This is a genomic window from Acidobacteriota bacterium, assembly GCA_035529075.1.
Taxonomy (GTDB): Bacteria; Zixibacteria; MSB-5A5; order GN15; family FEB-12; genus DATKXK01.
In genome coordinates this window covers 230767-248332 of the sequence record DATKXK010000015.1, presented here as the reverse complement: position 1 = coordinate 248332, position 17566 = coordinate 230767, and the positions used below count along the sequence as shown (strand labels likewise).

At 54.5% G+C, this 17566-nt stretch carries 11 protein-coding genes and 1 tRNA gene; 7 read left to right on the top strand and 5 right to left on the bottom strand.

All coding sequences use genetic code 11. The annotated features are described in order from the left end of the window. Positions 1-232: 232 nt before the first annotated feature. Both VMY05_10750 and VMY05_10745 read left to right on the top strand, forming a co-directional pair. Positions 233-306, top strand: a tRNA-Arg gene (locus tag VMY05_10750). Between the two features lie 65 nt (positions 307-371). Next, on the top strand, positions 372-635 hold the full coding sequence (locus VMY05_10745; GenBank protein HUV31553.1) for a hypothetical protein: 264 nt from the start codon (positions 372-374) through the stop codon (positions 633-635). 692 nt (positions 636-1327) lie between these two features. Here the strand turns inward: VMY05_10745 and VMY05_10740 are convergent. After that, the gene (locus VMY05_10740; GenBank protein ID HUV31552.1) at positions 1328-2449 is read right to left on the bottom strand and encodes a restriction endonuclease, SacI family; all 1122 of its coding nucleotides are present in this window, start codon (positions 2447-2449) and stop codon (positions 1328-1330) included. A gap of 6 nt (positions 2450-2455) precedes the next feature. Continuing rightward, a complete protein-coding gene (locus VMY05_10735; protein ID HUV31551.1) occupies positions 2456-3391 on the bottom strand; it encodes a DNA adenine methylase in 936 nt (311 codons plus the stop codon). A 359-nt stretch (positions 3392-3750) separates the two neighbouring features. On the opposite strand from VMY05_10735, the gene VMY05_10730 reads away from it, so the two are divergent. Further along, positions 3751-4185, top strand: a complete 435-nt coding sequence (locus VMY05_10730; GenBank protein HUV31550.1) for a CoA-binding protein — start codon at positions 3751-3753, stop codon at positions 4183-4185. Between the two features lie 262 nt (positions 4186-4447). On the opposite strand, the gene VMY05_10725 is transcribed toward VMY05_10730, so the two are convergent. Further along, positions 4448-5662, bottom strand: a complete 1215-nt coding sequence (locus tag VMY05_10725) for a hypothetical protein (protein HUV31549.1) — start codon at positions 5660-5662, stop codon at positions 4448-4450. 255 nt (positions 5663-5917) lie between these two features. On the opposite strand from VMY05_10725, the gene VMY05_10720 reads away from it, so the two are divergent. From VMY05_10720 to VMY05_10710, 3 genes are all read left to right on the top strand, one after another. Then, positions 5918-6427, top strand: a complete 510-nt coding sequence (locus VMY05_10720) for a hypothetical protein (GenBank protein ID HUV31548.1) — start codon at positions 5918-5920, stop codon at positions 6425-6427. A 170-nt stretch (positions 6428-6597) separates the two neighbouring features. After that, positions 6598-7527 (top strand): nitroreductase family protein, encoded by a 930-nt coding sequence (locus VMY05_10715; protein HUV31547.1) that lies wholly within the window; start codon positions 6598-6600, stop codon positions 7525-7527. 300 nt (positions 7528-7827) lie between these two features. Next, complete coding sequence (locus VMY05_10710; protein HUV31546.1) at positions 7828-9084, top strand: tetratricopeptide repeat protein; 1257 nt, start codon at positions 7828-7830, stop codon at positions 9082-9084. 37 nt (positions 9085-9121) lie between these two features. Here the strand turns inward: VMY05_10710 and VMY05_10705 are convergent, their stop codons facing one another. Both VMY05_10705 and VMY05_10700 read right to left on the bottom strand, forming a co-directional pair. Continuing rightward, positions 9122-12646, bottom strand: coding sequence for a hypothetical protein (locus tag VMY05_10705; GenBank protein HUV31545.1), 3525 nt, complete (start codon positions 12644-12646; stop codon positions 9122-9124). A 141-nt stretch (positions 12647-12787) separates the two neighbouring features. Then, complete coding sequence (locus VMY05_10700) at positions 12788-14017, bottom strand: threonine synthase (protein HUV31544.1); 1230 nt, start codon at positions 14015-14017, stop codon at positions 12788-12790. A gap of 625 nt (positions 14018-14642) precedes the next feature. Between VMY05_10700 and VMY05_10695 the strand changes: the two genes are divergently transcribed. Next, positions 14643-17300 carry a M28 family peptidase gene (locus VMY05_10695; GenBank protein HUV31543.1) on the top strand — a complete coding sequence of 886 codons (2658 nt, stop codon included), beginning with the start codon at positions 14643-14645 and terminating at the stop codon, positions 17298-17300. Positions 17301-17566: the final 266 nt, after the last annotated feature.

Below are 17566 nucleotides of genomic sequence, written 5' to 3'. Positions count from 1 at the left end.
TACCCGGATGTTGTCGTTTCCTAATACGAAGGACAACAAGAGCGCACGGCCCGGACCGCTCGCTTTACCTGACGTCCTCGCTTACCACGGGCGGCAGCATACGGGACAAGCCTCTTGCCCCTCGCCCACAAAAGGGCCGGTGACAAATATCTTGCCCTGGTTGCTCTGACGGGCTAATTTAGGAGCGGACCGGACGTGCGGCTTGAGTGCGCCCGGACCGGCGAAAGTGAATGCCCCCGTAGCTCATTCGGATAGAGCATCTGCCTTCTAAGCAGAGGGTAGCAGGTTCGAATCCTGCCGGGGGTATTAAGAGACCGACAGGCGGGCTATTCTTCAAGGCTGACAACGGGGATACAAGGAAGGAGAACGTAGTGGGCAGGTACAAGACCGTTGGTTATGGCTCCTGCGAAGTAGCCAAGTTCAGTCCAACAAAGGCACGCTGGACTTCGAACACGAAGGTCATAAACATCAAGATCAGCTTTGATGAGGCGCTAAAACTCAATTTGGCGCTGGACGAGTGCGTCAGAAAGCTCAACAAGTACAAGAGAAGCTCTACTGCAGGCAAGAAATCCGGAGTAAACCTTGCCTTGCATGCTTCGAAGAATAGAATCACCGTGCTGGAGGCCAAGCTTTAGAAGGCTATGCGGTTTCTAGCGGCTGTGAGCTACTGCGTGATCCGACCTACGTTAGCTATCGGTATTTGCTATTCTACTACTCTATAGTGTCCAGATACCTCCACAGATACCAGCATGCTATCGTTCTAAATGGCCTCCAATTATCGGATATACTCTTTACGTTGATGGCAGCACCATTGCCATTGTAGAGACTTCTGATCGCGTTTAGTATGCCTGTATCGGCTTCAGGAAAAACATCAAGACGTTTCAAAACGAACATGAGATACATCTGAGCTGACCATGGTCCGATTCCCTTAATCTGAGTTAGTTCTTTAGAAACTTGTTTATCCTCTTTCCAGCGCATACTTCGCAGGTCCAGCCTGCCAGATTCTATACTCGAGATCAACCTTCGAATCGTACTTAGTTTGGCTGCTGACAAGCCCGCGTTAAGCAAGGATTCATCTTGGACACCGGACAAGACCTTAGTACTGAAAGAGCGGCTTCCTATAGTGAATTTGACTCGGTTAAAAATCGTACGCGCGGCCCGGGTAGACAATTGTTGTCCGATAATGATTCGAACTAGCGATTCAAAATGGCTTCGTTTTCGATATACTGTGTAAGGTAGAGTATCTATGATGACACGTCGAAGTACAGGATCATTCTGTCTTAGATAGTCATTAGCTTTCTCCAACAGTGTAGCAACATTTTCTCTTCTACTCATCAGATTCAGCCGCCTTCCGCAGAGTCAAAAAAGCCTCCTTTAGCGGTTGGCTAATCGCCGAGTCCGGTTCTCCCAAGACCAACTCCTGATATATATCCAGGAATTCCACGCGCAGTCTATGAAAAAAGTGCAGAAAGTGGCGGATGAAGCCAATACAATCAAGAATCGCAATTTCAGTCCCGCCGGTTTTCTCATAAAACTTGGAAGCATAATCTGCTACTAGAGCGTCGATTTCCTCGGTTGTTATAAAAACGTAGTTGTGAATTTCGGATTTCGCTCTCGCAATCTTCTGAAGAGCCGTATCTATGTCATCCACTGTCACGCGTTTCATTTTCATCTCGTACGCGGTTACAACATGTTCATCACCTACGAGGCAGATTTCAACGTCTCCCAAAGCCTTCGTTTGTAAGTCAGCGGCGTTATGCGCGAGCAATGGTTTACTCCATTCTCCAATACGGGAACTTGCAGCTTTATAGGCAGCCGCGACTACCAAGACAGTAAGCCTGCTTGAGTTCTTACAGGAAAGGTGTTGCTTAATCAAAATAACGATGTGCTCCGATGATAAGGGTAGAGCACCCTTGCCTTCTTTGAGTTCCTGAACCAATTCTTCCATACGCCGTTGCTTTTCGTCACGCAGTTGAATCAAGAACCTTACCGCATCAGTAAGAAGGTCCTCAGCTGTTACCCTCTTAACATGAACATCTTGCAAGAGCTGTAATGTTGAAGTGTAGACCTCTCTAGGACGCCCAACGATTTCTATATCAGTCGTTAGTGGCCTATCAATGTTTCTCAGAGCTGGGGTTAAGAAAGCAGTAGTCGGATTACATGGAAGTTGATTTTCGTTTATGAAATGTGTCAAGTACCGTTCATCATAGGTTCGCCCGGAGAAGGAATCAGTGGAGCCGATTTGTGTATATGGTTTTCGAGGATCGACGTTCTTCTTATGCATCTTTGCAAGAAGACAAGACATCAACAATCTAATGCCAGCACGGTTGGAAATACATCTGCAGACATATTCTAAGCGTTTTCCAATAGCCGGATCCGCTACACTTCTCTTCTTAAGATTGCTGGTTGCGCTTATTAGAACTTTATTCAATATATCATTAGGATTCATAAGCACCTAGAAGAGTGTTAGTTTGTGCTCTTCCCGTCTTCTTTTGGGGTCGTAGTTGGTCCATAACACTTCAACCCGAACCCCCTTAGTGGCATGATTTGTCTTTTCAGGGCCCACGGTCTTCTTCCACGCCGAAGACGGATATAGTTGATTCATCAATTCGCAGTCGTAGTTCGATATTGCTACTTCGCCTTTTACTCGGTTAAGTAGAGCCGCCAGGGATTTGTGTTCCTCGTCAGTCATTTCAAAACCATAAGCATTGCTATCACCGCGAGTGCCGTGAACATAGGGGGGGTCACAGTAGAATAACGTATCGGGCGAATCGTATAATTTTATTACGTCCTCAGCAGGGCGGTTTTCGATCTGAACCCGAAGTAGTCGCACGGCAATCTCGGGAAGGGCCTCAACTCCTCCGAGCCACCTGCTAATAACACCACTCATGCCCGCTCTCGAAGTATTCTTGCAGTTGGCCCATCTTCCTAGGGTTGCGGTCTGTGCCAGTCCAGTTCTAACCTGCCTAGCTCTGACGTAAAACCGTCTAGCCTTTTCAAGGTCACTAAGCCTAGGATCTATCTCACAGGCTTTTGCGAATTCTTCTCGTGAAAATGGAGTTAAGGCGATTGAGCGAACGAGTTTTCTTTTTTGGCTCCTAAGTACTCTGAAAAAGTTGACCACTTCACCATCCAGGTCATTGTAGGTCTCGACCGGCGAGGGCTTTCTATTCAGAATAACAGCTGCTGACCCGCCGAACGGCTCGCAAAAATGGTGCGCCTCAGGAAGCAAAGGCAGAAGCCAATCAAGGTGAGAAAACTTGCCGCCGTACCAGCCAAAAGCAATCAGCTTCCTTTTGTTGCCGTTCGGAACAATGGGCACTGCCTTTCTACCGTTTCGACGTGTCTTGGCGCTCTTACCTTCTAGTTCGTTTGATGCTGTCTTTGACATAGGCTACCCGGATAGCCCGTTACCTTTACTGTAAATACTCACAACAAATCTACAGATTCCATATAAGGTCGCAATCACTTTCTGGCAAAATCCTAGAAATCACCGCCCTATTCCGATATATTACCACATGTTACAGGATAATGTAAAACAAAAAGCTGCCGCGATCTAGTATTGGTAAGGCATAATTCCTCACCGGTCCCGCCGCTCAGAAATGCCTGCCGTTTCCCCTTCCCCCGCCTGAGCCGCGCCGGAACCCGACCTACAATTGAGCATCGTTAGCCCTCAAACCTGACCTGCATTATCCGGATTTGACTTGAGCGGCGGATTTACTATCTTATGCCAAAACGGAGGCAGGCAGAGTGGATCAGGCAATCGAGAAATTCCTCAGCGAAAAACACATCGCCGTGGTCGGCGTGTCGGACAGGAAATTCGGCGGGGCAATATACAAGGCCCTCAAACAACGAGGATACACCGTCTACCCGGTACGGCCGAATCGTACGTCATTCGACGGCGACACGTGCTATCCCCGGCTGACTGACCTGCCGCCACACGTAAAAGCGGCGGTCGTGGCGGTCTCACCGATCACTGCCGAGGGAGTGGTCGAGGACGCCCACGCGGCCGGAATAACACAGCTCTGGTTTCAGCAGGGGAAAAATTTCTCGCGCGCGTCAGCCAGGGCAGCGGCATTGGGGATGCAGACCGTCAGTCGCAAGTGCGTCCTCATGTACGCGCAGCCGGTCACGGGGATTCACGCGGTACATCGGTTTCTCGCGCGATTGTTCGGCAGGTTGTAGCACGGCAACGGCAGAACCACCAAGGGGTTCTGCCCTACGGTTGCTCTCATAGGTCGTACTACGCGTAGTGCCTGATCGCATGAGACTTGACGCCCCTGGCAAGGGTTGTCGGGTTTCTCGCGGCTGTGGGCCACTCCGGGTCATCCGCAAACGTATCTCATTGAGGCAATTGGAGTTGAGGGATTCAACGAGCACTAAGAAGCGGAGAGAGCAGGAGCCTTCTCCGCTCGCGGCTGCTTACGTCGCGCCCATTTCACACCGTCTATGAGTCTGGCGCATTCTCATCATCGATGGCGTCCGACCCTGCCTCCTCCGCCGAGGGCGAAAGAGGACCTTTTCTTTCCCCATTTCCACGTTCAGCTTGCTTCCCCCATTGCCGCCTCTTGTGCAACCTGTACAGTAACCCCTGTACTATTTTCTCTTTTATCACGTCTCTGAACGCCAGAAGGGGAATGACGCCAAGTGCTGCAATTGCCAACCCTATGCTGGTCGCGATTAACGCCCCGAGTGAGGAGATACCCGCAAATGGTCTGATGAGCCACGCAAATGTGTGGAACGGCGGATCAACGTAAACGAAGCCAATGTCGCGTTGCAGGAGTTTGAACGGCAATTCCCAGGTGATGATTTCCACATTCCCGTATTGAATGGCTTCAGACTTCCCATTAGCTCCAGAGAATGAACCCCTCGGTAGCCACACTTCGATTCTGCTCCTTGTAGCATAGCGCGCGTCCGATAACGAAGATATCGTTTCGCTTCCACCTTCTGAAGCGCTCAGCGACCATATGTATCGCGCTGAGAGAGGTCGGAATTCGCATCTCTTGAGTAAGAAACCCGCTTTGTTCGCGGTCACCGTGCGAGTAGACACGAATGTGTACTCAACGGATGGAGCGATCGTGCAGGGGAACTTCACAGCATGTAGTTCTCCACCGATGAGTCGATGCAGTTCATCGCCGCTGATTATACCACTCAAGGCAATGTCGTGGCTGGACTTTTGCTTGAAAGTGAATGTCTCGGTGAGCAGGAAAGAACCTTCATCGAACGAATCCTTCACAACTGCACTATACTCGACCACTTCAAAGTCCGGTTTGAATAATGTTGCAAACATGTACCGGGAACCGCTATATAATACGACCAGAGCCAAAAGGAGGAGTCCGATACTGCGGACGGTCTCTCTGCTGAAGAACTTGATCAATGCAAGCGCAGCTACGATTCCCGCAAGCGCGCCTAGGCTGAGTGCAGTGTCGATCATGCCCAACCATAGGAGGGTGGCTCCAATGCCAACAGCGCCAGCGAGTCTCGCAGTCTTGCGTTTAAAATCAATTACCAAGATAGAAAAGGCAGTAATAAAGGCAGCAACTATGACGACGAGCAAAACTGCTGCTATGAGGGCATGCCCTATCTCATAGGCATCCAGAACCACGGAAAGCAACAGGACCAGGATAAGTAAGAAGAAGTATCTTAACGATATGGGACGCACACAATCTCCGTTAGCTCCTCTTGCCCTAAGCGACTGCAAATGGACAACCATATCTGAGAATCGTCGCCAGGATTGCGACAGTATACATTCGAACAGCAGCCAGGTCAACCCCGTTTGAGCGGCCGCGGCCCCATGCCGGACGGTCGTCAGCCGGAACACTACGGTTGATCAAACAAGAGCTTGCGCTCCACGGTCGGACGGCATAGCTTTGCAGCGTAGGCAGATGTACCGAACTTATTGCGGAGGGACCCACCAATGAGAAAAGCCGTTATACTCGCCGGCATCGTTATTCTTGCGATCACTCCGATCCTGCGGGCGGACGAGGAAAAACCGACTGACACCACTACGATCAAACCGGCGGAAAAGAAAGATGCGCCCAAAGAGGAAGTAACGATCAAGGACTTCCTTATCGGTGAATGGATCATAGCGCCGCGAGAACTCGTGCCGAGTGGCGACATCACGTTCAACGACAACAGCACTTTCGTGAAGAACGAGAAGCACAAGGACAGTACAGGGGTCGGCATGAAGGGTCAGTACCTGTTGTACGAAGACCAGAAACCGTGCGGCATTGACCTCTGTCTCGAAAAGTGCGGGCAACCCGGCTCGGAATGGACGACTCTTTTCGGCATCGTGCGTGTTCTCGAAGACGGCCGTGCCGAGATCCGGACGTCGCCCGACAGCAATCGCCCCAAGGAGTTCGAGAAGAAAGCGGGCGATTACACGATGTTTCTGACGCGAAAGCAGGTCGAAAAGCCGAAAGAGTAGCCTCTCCGGCAGGCCTGCCGCTTCTGCGGCCGGCCTGCCGCCAGGACGCGGAGACTCCCGCACCGCATCAGCTTCTCCTTTTGCCACGCTGGCAACAGGCGTATATTTGCATGATATGTCGCTACCGTCCAACACCGGCCGCATCCGGCAGCCACACAGGAGTCACGTCAATGAACGATGACAAAACGCCCTCGCATCACGGCATGGCCGAACATTCAGAGACAGAATATCCGAACGAAACCGTCAGGCTGCTCCTGGAACGGGCCAGTTGCCGGAGTTTCGCGGACAGGAAGATCCCGCCCGAGGTGCTTGGCCTCGTGCTCGAGGCCGGCACGCGCGCAGCCACCGGCGGCAACCTGCAGCCGTTTTCGATCATCCGGATTGAGGATAAGGCGGTCAAAGAGACGCTGGCCGAATTGTGCGGAAACCAGCCGTTCATCGCCACGGCCCCGGTTGATCTGTTGTTCTGCCTTGACTGGCACCGTCTGCAACGCTGGGCGCAGCTCGAACTCGCCCCGTTTAACGCCACCGCTTCGTTCCGTCACTTCTGGATATCGTTTCAGGACACGATCATTGCAGCACAGAATATCTGCACGGCCGCCGACGCGCTCGGCCTGGGGTCGGTGTACGTCGGCACCGTCCTGGAGTGTTTTCGCCAACTGCGCGACATGTTCGAACTGCCCGACGGCGTCTTTCCGGTTGTGCTGCTTTCCCTGGGCTATCCCAAGGCGAAACCCTCACGGCGCCGGAAACTGCCGGTCGACGTCATCGTCCATAAGGACAAGTACCGTGAAATCCCGGACCGCGATCTGGTGAAAGCGTTCGACGAGAAGTATCCCGAGTTGAAGATCGAGATTACCGACCAGCGCCTGACGACCATTGAGAAGGTGTGCCGGGAGGTGCACGGTGAAGACTTCGCCAAGACGTGCCTCGACAAGATCAGGGAAAACGGATACATAAACGCGGTCCAGCGGTATTTCGGGTTGCACTACCGCGCTGACCAAATGCCGGCGGACAACGACGCGTATCTTGAACTCATGAATGAATTCGGATTCCGCTGGTTCAGGAAGTACCATCCGCCGGGCCACGAGCCGCAATGAACGCGGGATGTATCCCCGGCGTTTGCGGCCGGGAGCCAACCACTTTGCGCAACCGGGGAATCATGGTGGACTGACACCGGGATTCCTTGACACCGTGGCGAGTGCATAGTATACTGCGCCGTCATTCGGGGGAACATCCAGGAGCAATCAACGTATCCTGTGGTGTCAGCTTTCGTTGACGCAGGCAAGGGGAAGAAACCGACCGGCCTGCCCGCAAAGCAGAGCGGACAGGAGGCAGGGGGCCGGTTGGAGAACATCCACCGCGTACGCGGCAAGCCGTACGTAACATGGAGAGCAACCATGAAACGCCTGCTGAAAACAGTGCTGACAACTTTCTTTTTCGCCCAGGCAATACCGGCATGGGCGCAGGAAGAACACCCCATGAACGTCACCCCACTGGCTGACCACATTTACGAAGTAAGCTACTACGCGGACGGATACCCCGTGAAGGTCGTGGCATCCATCGGCGATGACGGCATGCTGCTGGTCGACGCCGGGGACAAGGAAGCGGGCGAGGACTTCAAGGCCACCCTGAAGACGCTATACGACGGCCCGCCTGATATCATCGTAGTCACCCACCAGCACGTTGAGCACGTGGCGGGACTTCTCGCGTTCGGGAAAGGCCCCGTTGTCATCGGCCATCCGCAGGTGAGAACCAGGCTGCGGAGCGGCTCCTACATCTTTGACGAGTTCCCCGACTATGTGCTGCCTGAGATTACTTTTACCGATTCGCTGTCCCTGTACTTCAACGGGGAGGAAATCAAGCTGGTCGCCGTCCCCGGAAGCCACTCCGACAACGACATAATCGCCTGGTTCACACAGTCAAAGGTTGTCTGTGTCGGCGCCGTGTCCAACGGCTCTCACTTTCCTTCCGTGGACGGTGTCAGCGGCGATATCCTGAAGTATCCGGAAATCGCCAAGCGCGTTATCGACATGCTGCCCGAAGACGTCCTGATCGTCCCCGGTCACAGTGAAAACTGCTCAATGGACGATCTCAAGGCCTTTCACGATATGCTGGTCAAAACCACCGAGATTGTCCGCGCCGGGCTCGCCGAGGGCAAGGACGGCGCCACCATGCAGAAGGAAGACGTCCTGAAGGACTTCAAGTCATTTGAAGGCCCCTATACGCCGGCCGACTACTGGATTGGAGCCCTGGTCAAGGGCTTGCAGAGAGCCGGCAAAGAAGCCCGCAAGTCGGTTTTCGAGCCGGTGTACTACGCGCTCAGGGACAACGGCACGGATGCGGCCGTCGAACTCCTTCTCGATTTGAAGAACAACCACGCCGATGAGTACGAGGTGGGCGAAACGCAACTGCTCATCGTCGCATACAAGTTGCACGCCAACGACAGACTGCCGGAGGCGATCAGGTTCTACGATCTGACACTCAGCGAGTATCCCGAGGGGAAGTACGCCGCCACCTGTTACAACTATCTTGGCGAAGCTTACAAGGCGATGGGGAACAAACAACTTGCCCTGAAGAATTTCAGGAAATTTCTCGAGTTGCGTCCTGACGACGCGCATGCCGCCGAGATGATACAGGAGCTTGAGGGAAAGTGAACGTAGGGCAGAACCCCTGTGGTTCTGCCAGAGTGGTCTAAAGTAGGCTCCCGAATGAACGAAAGCCCCTATCCCCCAGGTAGTTTATCGTACCCCGGCATATGTACCACGCATCTTGGTCCTGTGATTCTCTTATTGCCTTGAACAAGTTGTCGAGGTGTGCCGTCCAATAGTCGATATTCCAAGGAGAAGGATCGCCCTGCACAATGGCATTGACGCACTCAGCAACCTTTATTGGGCTGGTCGGAACAAATGAGATTAGTCGTTCTAATACCTTGTGTGCCCATTCAATCTGGCCACGTGTGACGTTGAGAATTTCAACCAACTTATCAAGAAGCCAGCTTTCGTCCATCTGTGCATAGGTAAACCACCACCCAAACTCCTTTAATTCTTCAGTCCTCTCTTCGTCGCACACCGAAGACTTAGCAAGTTCGGTGAGGCGCCATTCGAGTAGTCTTTGAAGCCTTTCCAGCGCCTGCGGACCATCCTCAGCTATCGGCAAAAGTGTCTCTAGCGAGCGACCAATATGCTCAAGAGCATGAGCTCGTAGCTTTAGCTGCCCTTCTGCAAATACCCTTTTTATAAGGCAATCGTGGCCGGTGAGCGGATCAATGCCCCACCAATAATAAACCGCCGCATGGGCAACAAAGTTCTCCTTTGCCCTGTGGAATTCATCATGCCAACCGTTCTCGTTCGCCCATATGAACGCTTCCATGAAGAAATCCCTTAAGTTCTTAAACAGATAGCCATTGGGTTTGTTGAAGGAGAAATAACCTTCAAAAGCGGCGTTACGATATCGTAGCAGTTCCTTTTCTGCCGGAATCAGCTTGTCCAGATGCTCTCGCGTCCATTCCAGATCAAGACCGGCGAGGCACTGAACGTACCACGCGAGTACTGAGCGGATTGTCAGAGTAGCTTCCTGGCTTGTATCCAGGAAGCGTTCCAAGATCGGAAGCGCCTCCTCAGGGATATTGTGTTTCTGCTCATTAGATTCAACCCCTTCATTTGCATTCCGGTCAACCCAAAGTAGATACTGAAACAGAGCGTGAGCCGCCTGACCGCGCACGGTATTAATAGACATATCAACCGGGCTGAGATTAGAACCGCCATACTGCTCTTCATAGAAACTCGTGGGCTCGCCTTCATGTGTGAGTTTTTCAATAAGCTTCCATATAGCGTCTCGAAATCTGGATGCTATTACATTGATATCCCCCAGCGCCTGCGAAAACAGACTTGCTATGGCTTTCCGTACGCCCTCCCAGCCAGTTTCAAACTCGCCGGCTGATTGATCTGGTTCCGGCAGATTATTGGCAAACACTATCCGGTCGGCTAAGAGAAGTACCTCGGACCAATTCAGTTGCCTAGCATCCTTTGTGGCGTCTTCCAAGCCTGAAAACAAGTAGTACAAGTATACAGGCCTGAGAAAACCTGGTTGAATTGTACCGGCGATTTCGGCATACTCCATGGCTCGTGACCTGACGTCATCTCTGAGAAACCGGCCCAAACCTTCCGGCGAGGAGGCGCGATATCCTCCAGATGCCCGCCAACTCTGCAAGAACACGATAACCTCACCGACCGCCATGTCACTCAGTTGCTTGGCGTCTTTTGGACTCGTGGGGCCAACCCAACTAGTCATGTACAACGGGAATTCCGCTCCCTCATCGGGTTTCTCCAATTCGGATAGACCTTCATGAACGCGGCGGCGTTTGTCATCTAAATACTCCTTTATGGGTTTGTACTTGGTCAACCTCCACCGGGCAAGATATGATCGAACCTGGTCGTCATTTGGTTCATTACCATACCGCTCCTTCATTCTCATCTTGTACGAGCAGACATCTGGGCCGTTTTCTACCCACTCCAAGTAGTGCTTCTGGACACCCGGCGGCACTGATCCGAAGGCCCTTTGCAGGAGCCTTCGGAACTCGTGATATATGTGTTCGTGATCAAAATTCTTGACCTCAGATAACCATCGGCCAATGTGCTCCATGCCTTCGTCGGGGAATTCTGTCAGCAGATATAACTCAATCCTACGGAACACCGGATACTTGTATGCTCTTAGCACATCGATAACTGCTGTGATCTCCTTGCCGCTTCGGATCGCGGTGACACACGAATCCCTGATGTGATCTATCAGGTAGTCTTTAGTGCTATCAGCTCGGAAATTTTGCTCGTGGTCTTCTATTGCCGGTCTAGATATGTATGTGTAATCTGTATCAGTTGCTTCTTCTTCATTCTTCCTGTATTTGCTCTCTAATCTAATTGCCTTTGCGAGCTTGTAGCAAAGAACGCGAATGAACTTCAAAGCGGCTTTCTTCGACAAGTGCCGCTCCAGTACTGTGATCATCTTCTCGTAATCCCAATCGTCGACATATGCTTCGGCACTTGGCGAAAGGCTGGATCCTACCTCCTCTGTTTGATTTTCGTACTTAGCTTCATCGCTTCTGACATCAAGAATTCTGTCTGCGACTTCGAATGCCATTTCTGATTCACCCTCGTCTGCTAGTTTTGCGGCTAATTCAGACAGTCGGATCGGTAGGAGCGTGATGGTGTGATAAGTGTTATAAATCCAGCTAACAGCTTTCTCGGCAAAGTCAGTAACCTTGGATGCTGGCAGCTTGAGCGCGACTTCTACCAATTCCTGATGAACTCTAGAATTCGATGTTTCCTCGACCTCCATCAGAATGGTCGCCACCAGTTCCGGATTGCTCTCCGCGCACCGGATCAGATACGTTGTCTGAGGCCAAGATGGGCATGAAACCCCTCCACCAGTGTGAGTGATTATGTCAACAGGTCTCTTGAAGTACCCAGCCTGTCTGAGCTTCGGGAGCCAATCTGGATTGGCGAGATTGCGAAAAAAGTGGGCGGCAAGTGGGGGGCGCAGCGAGAGAAGTCGTTGCAGTTCCAGAAACTCAGATTCGGTTGGGTCGGCTTTCTCCATCATATTCTGAACGCGCTGATCCACAGTGAAATACTCTGCCGCCAAAACCTCAAGAGTGGACTCAAATGCATCCAGGCGACGCAGGAATTCTGCCTCCGTGGTCTGCCGCCCGTGATGAGCGATTTTGGAAAGCCAATCCTCATATCCTTGTAAGTCTGCGGCAGCCTTTCGCTTATCGGCATCGTGCGGCGGTGGACCTTGACTGGCGTGCTCAATCACTCCCTCATGTCTTTGGCGGCGAGTGACCTGGGTCGCCTCGTAGTAGGGTTTTAGTTTGGCGACCTCGTTACGCACTTGCTGGTCCGTATGGTTGCCATCCTCAAAGACGATGAGGTCTCGTATCTTGTGTATCGCCTGCGCTGGAGACGAGTCCTGCGGTACGTCAGGTAGAGCTCTTCTCAGCCCTCTTATCAGTTCACGACAAGATTGAGCGGCATGAACGAATCGCTCCGGGTTATCACGCCGCGACAAAGCGAATAAGACGCCGTGGTACATGGCGCTAAGACCGGGGGCTTTTTTTTCAAGGAAATCCCTTACAACAATCTGGCGCGCTGTCAGCCTCAGTGACGCCGCGCGCAATCCAGACACTGGCGACTCAGTTCCGTCGATATTTGAATCTGTCATGCTGATCCCTTCCCACCTTTCAGGGGGCGTGGGTCATTGGCCAGTATCGTCGTGTTGCTGCCCCCGGCTTGCTTCGAGCCATGCTAATGCCACATTTCGTACTCCCCGACACTCAAATGGTACCATAACCCGATTCCATTCTCAATCACTTTTTCCACCTGCCAGTGAATCCCAGTCAACCGGCGCGTCTTTGGCAAGGAGCGGGATGTCGGTCGTGATTGCCTCGACATACTTTTGAGCCGCCCCGGTGTTGAAAATCACCACCCGCTCGTCGGGGGCTATCCATCCCTCGCTGACCAATCGTTCCAGCGCCCCGATACAAACCGCGGCCTCGGGACAGACCGGTATCCCCTCGCAGGACGCCGCGAGGTTCATCCACTCCGGGATTCTCTCCTCCCGGACAGCCACCGCCCGTCCGCCGCTTGCGCGCACGGCGTCGAGGATCATGAAATCTCCCACCGCCGCCGGAACCCGCAGGCCGGTCGCGATGGTTCGCGCGTTCTGCCACGGTTCGGCGAACCTCTCCCCTTTATCATACGCCCGCACGATCGGACAGCACCCGTCGGACTGCACCGATACCATGCGTGGGCGGGTGTCGCTTTCGAGCCACCCCAGGGCGGCCAGCTCATCGAACGCCTTGGACATGCCTATCAGGCCGGTGCCGCCGCCGGTCGGGTACAGGATGACGTCGGGCAGTTTCCAGCCGCATTGCTCGGCCAGTTCCAGGCCCATCGTTTTCTTGCCTTCGATGCGGTACGGCTCCCTGAGCGTGGAGAAATCGAACCAGTTCATGACGTCGCGTCCTTCGCGGACAATGCGGGCGCAGTCAGTGATAAGGCCATCGACCAGGAACGTCTTCGCGCCATAAAGCAGGCATTCGTACCGGTTGACGGCGGGGGTGTCGTTGGGCATGAAGACGAACGCCTCCATACCGGCGCGCGCGGCATAGGCGGCCATGGCGGCGCCGGCGTTTCCGGCGGTGGGGATGGCCAGTCGTTTGATCCCGAACTGTCGCGCCATGTTGACGGCGACGGCCAGACCGCGACTCTTGAAACTTCCGGTGGGCAACAACGACTCGTCCTTGATCCAGAGGTCCGACAGGCCGAACCGCTCGCCGAGACGCGGGCAGGGCAAAAGCGGCGTCATCCCTTCGCCCAGGGAAACCACGTCATCGCCGGTCGGCAACAGTTCACGGTACCGCCACATTGTGGGCGGGCGCGTCTCGAGTTCGTCTTTGCTGACCGCCCGGCCGACCTGCTCCAGATCATAGCGGACCCAGAGCGGGCGGTCACGGTGGACGGTCTGAATTGTCCCGGCCGGCAGGCGGGTGCCATCAAGGGCGCTTTCCAGGTGAGTGACGAAGGTCGACATATGTTTTCCTACTCAGGCTGCGGTTCGGTTATACGTACCCGTTCATACATGTCTTCGTTATCAGCCAACGTAGGGCAGAACCCCTGTGGTTCTGCCGCGCTGGCGTATCAAAAGAGATGGCAGAACCGCTAAAGGGTTCTGCCCTACGGTTGCTCTCGATACACGTATTGAGCGACGCATGTCTGTATTCTCAGAGCAGGCCGTCGGGCCGCGAAAAGTCCAATATAGCGTCCGGAGGTCAGATGTCCCGGGCTTTTTAGCCTGAAAGCCCGACCGCGCGCAACAGCTTCCCGGGTGTCCGTTTTCGAACGGGCCGGGGCGGTTGGCTTCATAAAACGCAGGTGCTGCGATTGAAACCCGGGACCGGTGCTCGCTTCTTCGAATTTCTCAAGGAGCATGTATGATTATGCTGTATGTTTTTGCTGATTGCATCGTCTATACAATATATGACTTGGTGGTGAAGTCTTTGACAAAAGGCGAGATGGCCCTATATTGGAAGTAGCCTGGGGGTCAATGACTTACTTGCCGGCACCCACCACCCTGATGAAGCCCTCACGGTGACTACCCTCGCCTGTGGCTGCTGTCAGCAAACAACCCTGTGTCCCACGGAGGAAAGGACTCGCCCATGTTTCGTACGATAATCACTGCCTTAATTCTTGGCCTGCTGCTCGGCAGCACTGCCCTGGCGGGGGACTTGTACAGAGTCACCGTTGAAAGCACCATCGATGCCGACCGGCTCCTGGCCGCTGAAGCCGACCCGATTGTCCGCCTGGAAGACGGTTACTTAGTCATCGCGGAGGAGGCCGCCGTGGCCCGCCTGCAGACCGCCGGCTTGAAAACCGAACTGATAGCGGGCAGCGTGGAAAGACGCGATCTTGCCCTGGACGGCCGCCGTGACCGCGAGAACGTGGGCAAGTATACTCTAGTATTCGAGGAGGAAGGCGTGCGGCTGTTTCGCATAGACTACGATGAGCTTGCCGCCCGCTCCGAACCGCCTGAACTCTTTGCGCTGGGCTCTCACGCCCCGAGAATCTTCTACCAGGAGCCGGCACCACCGGTCGAACTGGCGCCGTATCAGGATATCGATCTCGAGTATCTCATCTCCCTGGTTAACCGGGACTCGCTGGAATCGTATACCGAACGCCTGCAGGCGTTCTACCGGAGAACGGCCGGTACGGACTCCAACTACGTTTCCCGTGACTGGCTTGCGGACAAATTCACATTGTTCGGCTATGATTCGGTCGTCATCGATAGTTTTTGGGCGAGCCTATGGGGCGACTGGAAGTCGTGCCAGAACGTTCTGGCGTACAAGACAGGCACGCGGTTTCCCGGCGAGCACGTCATCATCGGCGCCCACCGTGACGCCGGGTCGACGTCTCCGGGGGCTGATGACAACGGGTCAGGCACGGCCGCGGTCCTGGAGATGGCCCGTATCCTCAAGGACATCGAGACCGAAATGACAATTGTCTTTGCCCTGTTTGACGCCGAGGAAGCCGGACTGTACGGATCCTTTCATTACGTGGATGAGGCGTACGCCCGGCAGGACAGCATCATGGTCATGTTCAACCTGGACATGATCGCGCACTGGGAAAACACGAACGAGGCAACGATTTACCACGGCTCGGATCAGACGTACCCGGTGTTGTGGCGGTCGCTGGCCGATTCTCTCGTTAATGTATACGGGCATCTGTCCGGTACTTCATGGGGCTCCGATCACTGGGCGTTCCAGTCATACGGCTATCCCGTCACGTTCATTATCGAATGGGAGTTATCCAACGTCTACCACTCGCCGCAGGACAGCACCACGTACATGAGCTTCGATTACATGACCAAGCTCACGCAGGCTTCGCTGGCCACCGCCTACGTGGCGACCACCACCGGTTCGCCGCAGGCCGTTTCTTTCCATTACCCCGAAGGCTTGCCGGCGCTGCAGACACCGGGCGAGGAGACGTCGTTCCCGGTGGTGATCGACAGCGGCTGGCTGGGCGAGCCGGTGCCGGGCTCGGCGCGACTTCATTACGCCGTTGACGGCAGCGACTACACGACCGTAACCATGACCGAAACGTCGGACAACCACTACATCGCCACCCTGCCCGCGATTGACTGCGACAGTTGGCGCACGTTCTATTTCAGCGCCGACGAAGTCACCGCCGGCACTTATTACAATCCCGCACCGGGCGAGGCATACAGCGCCTACGGAGCGATCCTGGTGACTACGGCTTTGGAAGACGACTTCGAAACGGACCACGGCTGGACCGTATCGGGCAACGCCACGGCCGGCCATTGGGAGCGGGGCGATCCGGTGGACGCCATGGAGGGGGATCCCTCGACCGATTTCGACGGCTCGGGACAGTGCTATGTCACCGGAAACGGCTTTTTCGGCTCGGACGTCGACGGCGGTGCCACCTGGCTCGATTCCCCGATATTCGATTTCTCGGACGGCGACGCCAGGATTGCGTATGCCCGCTGGTATTCCTCCAGCAGTAGCGGCCCGGCCCCCAGCAACGACTACTTTAAGGTGTACGTCTCGAACGACAGCGGCGCGACCTGGACCGTGGCCGAGACGGTGGGGCCGGTGGTGCAGTCATCAGGCGGCTGGTACGAGCACGGGTTCCGGGTCAGCGACGTCGTGCCGCCGACGGCAGGCGTGCAGTTCCGGTTCGAAGCTTCGGATTTCGGGACCGATTCACAGATTGAAGCCGCGGTCGATGCCGTCAGGGTGACCTATTTCGAATGCGGAGCCGCGGCGCCGGACGCCGACAACGACGGCATAGCGGATGAAACGGATAATTGTCCATACGCATACAATCCCGACCAGGCTAACCAGGACACTGACTCGGTGGGCAATGTGTGTGACAATTGTATCGCTACGTACAACCCCGACCAGGTGGATACCGACGGCGACGGGATCGGCGATTCGTGCGATGTATGCCCGGGCTTTGACGACCACCTGGACGTGGATTCGGACTCCGTGCCCGACAGTTGCGATAATTGCATCTTCGTCTATAACCCGGGCCAGGGGGACTCCAACGGCGACGGGTTTGGCGATTCCTGCTGCTGCATCGCTCTCACCGGTAACGTTGACTGTGATCCCGATGACATTGTCGACATCGGGGATCTGACGTCGTTGATTGACTACCTGTTTATATCCCAGGCTTCGCTCTGTTGTCCCAACGCGGCCAACGCGGACGGCGACGAGGCGAAAGTTGTTGACATTGGCGACCTGACGGCGCTTATCGACTTCCTGTTCATCACATCTGAGCCACCGGCCGCGTGCCCGTAATTGCGCTGTCCGGAGCGGCTGGAGCGTGGTAAAATGTCACCGCTAAAGCAGGGTCTCACGGTTGCCACGTTCCTGGTGATCGTCGCGTCTATAACGGAAGCTATTGACCTGTCGCCGACAGTTCGCTAGCCAGGGCGCAGGTGCTGCGATTGAACTCCCGGACCGGTGCTCGTTTCTCCGAGCCTCTCAAAAAGCATGCACGCCTGCGCTGACGGTGTCGTCTATAAGTATAGCCCGGCGGTCAAACTCATTGACAAAGCGCAAGA